Source organism: Actinophytocola sp., from assembly GCF_050699915.1.
Classification (GTDB): Bacteria; Actinomycetota; Actinomycetes; order Mycobacteriales; family Pseudonocardiaceae; genus Actinophytocola.
Genome location: NZ_JBOHGA010000332.1, coordinates 1 through 5,031, shown reverse-complemented (window position 1 = coordinate 5,031; position 5,031 = coordinate 1). Strand labels below are relative to the sequence as shown.

Annotated in this window: 4 protein-coding genes; all 4 read right to left on the bottom strand. The window is 71.6% G+C overall.

Going from position 1 to position 5,031, the window contains the following annotated elements; genetic code table 11:
- Nucleotides 1–55: 55 nt before the first annotated feature.
- A complete protein-coding gene (locus ACRDSK_RS31760; protein ID WP_431445092.1) occupies nucleotides 56–1,630 on the bottom strand; it encodes a S8 family peptidase in 1,575 nt (524 codons plus the stop codon).
- Nucleotides 1,631–1,919: 289 nt separating this feature from the next.
- Nucleotides 1,920–3,476: a S8 family peptidase gene (locus ACRDSK_RS31755; protein ID WP_431445091.1), complete on the bottom strand. Its 1,557-nt coding sequence runs from the start codon at nucleotides 3,474–3,476 to the stop codon at nucleotides 1,920–1,922.
- A gap of 272 nt (nucleotides 3,477–3,748) precedes the next feature.
- A complete protein-coding gene (locus ACRDSK_RS31750) occupies nucleotides 3,749–4,474 on the bottom strand; it encodes a hypothetical protein (protein ID WP_431445090.1) in 726 nt (241 codons plus the stop codon).
- Between the two features lie 70 nt (nucleotides 4,475–4,544).
- On the bottom strand, nucleotides 4,545–5,031 hold a 487-nt coding region (locus ACRDSK_RS31745), incomplete at its 5' end, for a type VII secretion protein EccE (RefSeq protein ID WP_431445089.1).

Sequence of the window (5,031 nt, the reverse complement as noted above, 5' to 3'; positions counted from 1 at the left end):
GTCCGGGGGAACGCGCCGCTTCGTGACCTTCCCGGTCAGACCTCAGTCAGTGAGCTCAGAGGTCCAGCGTCCAGTTGTCGAGGTAGCCGGTGTCCAGGGACGCCGCGTCGCGGACCCGGAGGTTCCAGGTGCCGTTGGCGACCTCGCCGGACAGGTTGCGGCTGTAGGTCTGGTCCAGGTTGTTCGCACTGCCGCCGGAGCGGTTGTGCAGGTTGTAGACCGAGCCGTCCGGCGCGACCAGGTCGACGACCAGGTCACCCCGGTAGGTGTGCACGATGTGCACCTCGACCGTCGACGACGCGCTGGCGTTGCCGGTGCAGCCGGCAACCGCGATCGGGCTGTTGATCGTCGAGTTGTCGTTGATGTTCACGCGGGTCCGGTTGGCGACCGCGGTGCAGCCGTCGGGCGGGGTGGTGCCGCCGGAACCGGTGAACAGCAGCAGGTTCGGCGAGCCGGTGCCCGGGTTGGTGATCTTGTTCGGGGTCGCGGCGGCCTTCATCGCGGACTGCACCGTCGCCGGCGACGCGCCCGGGTTGGCGGCCAGGTACAGCGCCGCGGCACCCACCACGTGCGGGGTCGCCATCGAGGTGCCGCTGATCGTGTTGGTCGCGGTGTCGTTGGTGTTCCACGCGGAGGTGATGCCCTCGCCCGGCGCGAAGATGTCGGAGCAGGTACCGAAGTTGGAGAAGCTCGCACGCGCGTCGGTCCGGGTGGACGCGTTCACGGTGATCGCCTCGGTGACCCGGGCCGGGGTGAAGTTGCAGGCGTTGGCGTTGGAGTTGCCGGACGCGATGCCGTAGGTGACGCCGTCGGCGATCGAGTTGCGCACGGCGTTCTCGGTCGCGGCGTCCGAACCCTGGGCGCCGAGGCTCATGTTCGCGACGGCGTCGCCCGAGGTGTGCTGCTGGGTGACCCAGTCGATGCCGGCCGCGACGCCGGCGAAGGAGCCGGAGCCCGCGCAGTTGAGCACCTTGACCGCGACCAGGTCGACCTCCTTGGCCAACCCGTGGGCCGTGCCGCCGATCGTGCCGGCGACGTGCGTGCCGTGCCCGTTGCAGTCGGTGTTGTTGCCGTCCCCGGTGGTGTTGGTGCCCCACACCGCGCGCCCGCCGAAGTCCTGGTGGGTGGTGCGGATGCCGGTGTCGATCACGTACGCGGTGACGTTGGGGGCGGTCGTCGAGTACGAGTAGTTGCTGTTCAGCGGCAGGTCACGCTGGTCGACCCGGTCCAGACCCCACGACGGCGGGTTCGGCTGGTCGGCCGCGACGGTGACGGTGCGGTTCTGCTGCACGTAGGCCACGGCCGGGTCGGCGGCGAGCTTGCGGGCGGCCTGCTCGCTCATCGTGCCGGCGAAGCCGCGCAGGGCCGCGGTGTAGGTGTGGTCGACCTTGCCGCCGTACTCGGCCGCCTTGTCGGCGACCTGGTCGGCGACGCCCCGCGCGGACATCATCGAGTCCTTGAACACGACGACGTAGCTGTCCTTGATGGCGTCCGCCGAGCCTGCGTACAGGACCTGGCCCTCGGCCGCCTGGGCCGCGGTGGCCCCGAAGCCCATGGTCAGCACGGCGGTAGCCGTGGCGATCGTGGCCCCGAGAATGCGTCTCTTGGTGATGACGCGTGACTCGCTCATTGTGTGGTTCTCCTTGTGCAGGGCACGGCCGAGCCCCAGCCCTCGATGGGGCCCGGCCGTGGTTTGGAGAGTGGAGGTCGTCCGCGAGCGGACACCTCAACATTCGCCCGGATACTGAGGTGACGCAAGATAATCGCGCGTGTTCGCTACGCGACTTATGAACGTATGGCACGCCGCTGGGAAGAAGTTCGACCGCCCGGCTCAGCAAGTTCGGCCGTCTGCCGCGTCCCGTTGGCCAAGGCCGCCCCCGCCGATGGATGGGCGGGGGCGGCCTCGTGGGTGCTGGAAACTACAGGTCGAGCGTCCAGCCGTTGAGGGTACCCGTGTCGATGGAGAACACGTCCTGCACGCTCAGCGTCCAGGTGCCGTTGGCGGTCTCGCCGCCGAGGTCCGCGGTGAACGTCTCGTTGACGTCGTCGGCGCTGTCCCCGCTGGCGTTCTTCAGCCGGTAGGCCTGCCCGCTCGGCGCGATCAGGTCGATGACCAGGTCACCGCGGTAGGTGTGGGTGATGTCCACGGCGACCTTGCTCGCCGTGGCGGCGTTGCCCTCGCAGCCGCTGATCTCGGTCGCGCTGGTCACCGCCGCGCCGGCGTCCGGGATGGATACCCGCGTCGTGTTCGACACCGCGTCGCAGTTGCCCGGCTCCGGGTCGGGGCCGCCGCCGGTGCCCGTGAAGAGCAGCAGGTTGGGCGAGCCCGCGCCGGCGCCGGTCACCTTGTCGGGGGTGGCGTTGGCGGTCAGCGCCGCGGTCACGTCGGCCGGGGTCGCGTCCGGGTTGGCGGCCAGGTGCAGCGCGGCCGCGCCGGCCACGTGCGGGGTCGCCATCGAGGTGCCGCTGATCGTGTTCGTGCCGCCGTTCAGCCAGCTCGAGGTGATGCCCACGCCCGGGGCGTAGATGTCGGTGCAGGTGCCGAAGTTGGAGAAGGAGGCCTGCGCGTCGTTGATGTCCGTCGCGTTGACCGTGATCGCTTCGGGCACCCGGGCCGGGGAGAAGCCGCAGGCGTCCGTGCTCGAGTTGCCGGAGGCGATCGCGTAGCTCACGCCGGACGCGATCGACGCCTGGACGGCCGCGTCGAGAGCCGCGTCGCCGCCGCCGCCGAGGCTCATGTTGGCCACGGCCGGCTTGACGGCGTTCTGGGTGACCCAGTCGATGCCGGCGACGACCTGGGCGGTCGTGCCGGAGCCGGAGCAGCTCAGCACCCGGACCGCGACCAGGTTGACCTCCTTGGCCAGGCCGAAGCTCGTGCCGCCGACGGTGCCGGCCACGTGGGTGCCGTGCCCGTGGCAGTCGGTCGCGTCGTCGTCGTTGTCGATCGCGTCGAAGCCGGACACAGCGCGGCCGCCGAAGTCGGGGTGGGTGGTCTCGACGCCGGTGTCGATGATGTACGCGTGGACGTTGTTCGCGGTCGTCGCGTACGAGTAGTTGTCGTTCAGCGGCAGGTCGCGCTGGTCGACGCGGTCCAGGCCCCAGGACGGCGGGTTGGGCTGGTCGGCGACCAGCTTCACCGTCTGGTTCTGCTGCACGAAGTCGACGGCCGGGTCGGCGGCGAGGTGCTTGGCGTCCTGCTCGCTCATCGACGCGGCGAAGCCCTTCAGCGCCGCGGCGTAGGTGTGCTCGACCGTGCCGCCGTACTTGGCGGCGGTGCTGTCGGCCTTCGCCGCGACGCCGTCCTTGAACTTGACGATGTAGCTGCCCTCGACCGCGGTCGCCGAGTCGGCGCCGAGCACCTGACCCTCGGCCGCACCCGCGGGCGCCGTCGCGACCACCGCGACACCGACCGCCGCGGCCGCGGCCACGCCGAGCCCGACCAGGCGCTTCACCGCTCTGCCCCGAGACTGATCCATGCTTCTCCTCATGCAGGGACGCCGCCGGTGCCAGCCCTCGAGGCACCGGAGACGTTGGGGGAATTTCCGTCCGCAGCGCGGACGAGCTAACGATTGTCCACGTGAGACGCTGAGGCACCAGACGAAAGTCTGGTGCCCTCACCAGATGAGGTGGTGGGAAGAGGTTGACCCATCGGGCGCGAAAATAGGCCGTTCGCCGCGTCCCGAAACGGGACTTCCCACGTCAGGGCAGAGCTCCGCCAGTGGGCGGAGCGTTCGGTGGTGCGGGCCGGTCAGTCGCCGCGGCGGACCGGGCCGAGGATCGCCTGCTCCTTGGTCGTGGTCACGAGCCGCAGCGGCTTCCACAGGTTGCGGCCGAGCGCGACGACCTGATCGTCGGCGAGGTTCGTCAGCTGGTGCACCATCGGCGGCGGCAGCCGCCAGATGCGCGCGGCCAGCTGCGCCTGACCGACCGGCAGCCGCTGCAGCAGCACGAGGTCGGCGGCGTTCGCGGTGGCCCCGGCCTGCGGGTGCAGGTACGGCAGCACGTAGACCGTGGTCTGCCACGGCGAGCGCGGCGGGAACAGCTCCTGCGGGGTCGGCCCGCCGTCGTGCACGACCATCAGCGGCCCGTCCTCGGACGGCCGGGGCAGCTCCACCGGGCTCAGCCGGCGGATCTGCACGAGCGGCGCCGGGCGCCCGTCCGGGGCCGTCCCGGCCGCCTTCTGCAGCACCTGCCAGGCCTCGGGCCGGCCGGTGGCGATGACCACCCAGGCACCCACGGCCATCGCCCGCAGCGCCACCTGACGCGACATGTACAGCCCGCCGACCAGCACGATCCGGGTCGGCGCCGGCCGCAGTGCGGAGATCGTCAGCGGCTCGCCCTGCAGCCCGGAGCCGAGCATCATGCCGCCGCGGTCGCCACTTGGGCTGACCGCGTCGAGCATCGCGGGCGGCACCAGGAACTCCTGGGACAGGCCGGTCCCGCTCTGCGTGTCCATCAACCGAGTGGCACTCATGACGCCCCCTCGCAGGCTCGGTCGCGCCGCTCGCGGTCGCCCTGTGACGTTGATTCGCTCGCAAGCTCGCTCATGCCCGCCCTCCCAGCGGCAGCGTGGCGGCCAGGCCCGCGACCTGCAGCCCGCGCAGCGGGGTCAGCGTGATGCCGAGCCGGTCGGAGATCGTGGACAGCCGTCCGTCGGCGTACTCGAGCTCGCCTGGGGTGCGCGCGCTGACCCGCACCAGTCCGCGCATGCCGACCTGGTCGTCCTCGGCGCCCGGCGAGATCGACACGGCGACCGTCGAGGACAGCGCGCGGACGCCGGTGAGCGCGTTGAGGCTCTGCGCGGTCTTGCCCCGCGACCAGCCGGTGATCGCGTAGCTCGCGTGCCCGACGCCGGCCGCGGTCACGCCGGACCACCGCTCGCGCAGGCCCACCCGCTGGTTGGCGCCGGCGACCGCGGTGAGCTCGGCGGCCGAGACGCCGGCCTTGAGCAGCTCGTCCGGGTCCAGCGGCCGGGTCGGCACGCCGCGCGACTCGAGCGCGTTGCGCACCCGGGACAGGGCGCCGATCAGC

What these genes read in the sequence shown, in the direction of transcription:
- ACRDSK_RS31760 (WP_431445092.1), bottom strand. Translation starts at nt 1,630, where the DNA reads ATGAGCGAGTCACGCGTCATCACCAAGAGACGCATTCTCGGGGCCACG.
- ACRDSK_RS31755 (WP_431445091.1), bottom strand. Translation starts at nt 3,476, where the DNA reads ATGGATCAGTCTCGGGGCAGAGCGGTGAAGCGCCTGGTCGGGCTCGGC.
- ACRDSK_RS31750 (WP_431445090.1), bottom strand. Translation starts at nt 4,474, where the DNA reads ATGAGTGCCACTCGGTTGATGGACACGCAGAGCGGGACCGGCCTGTCC.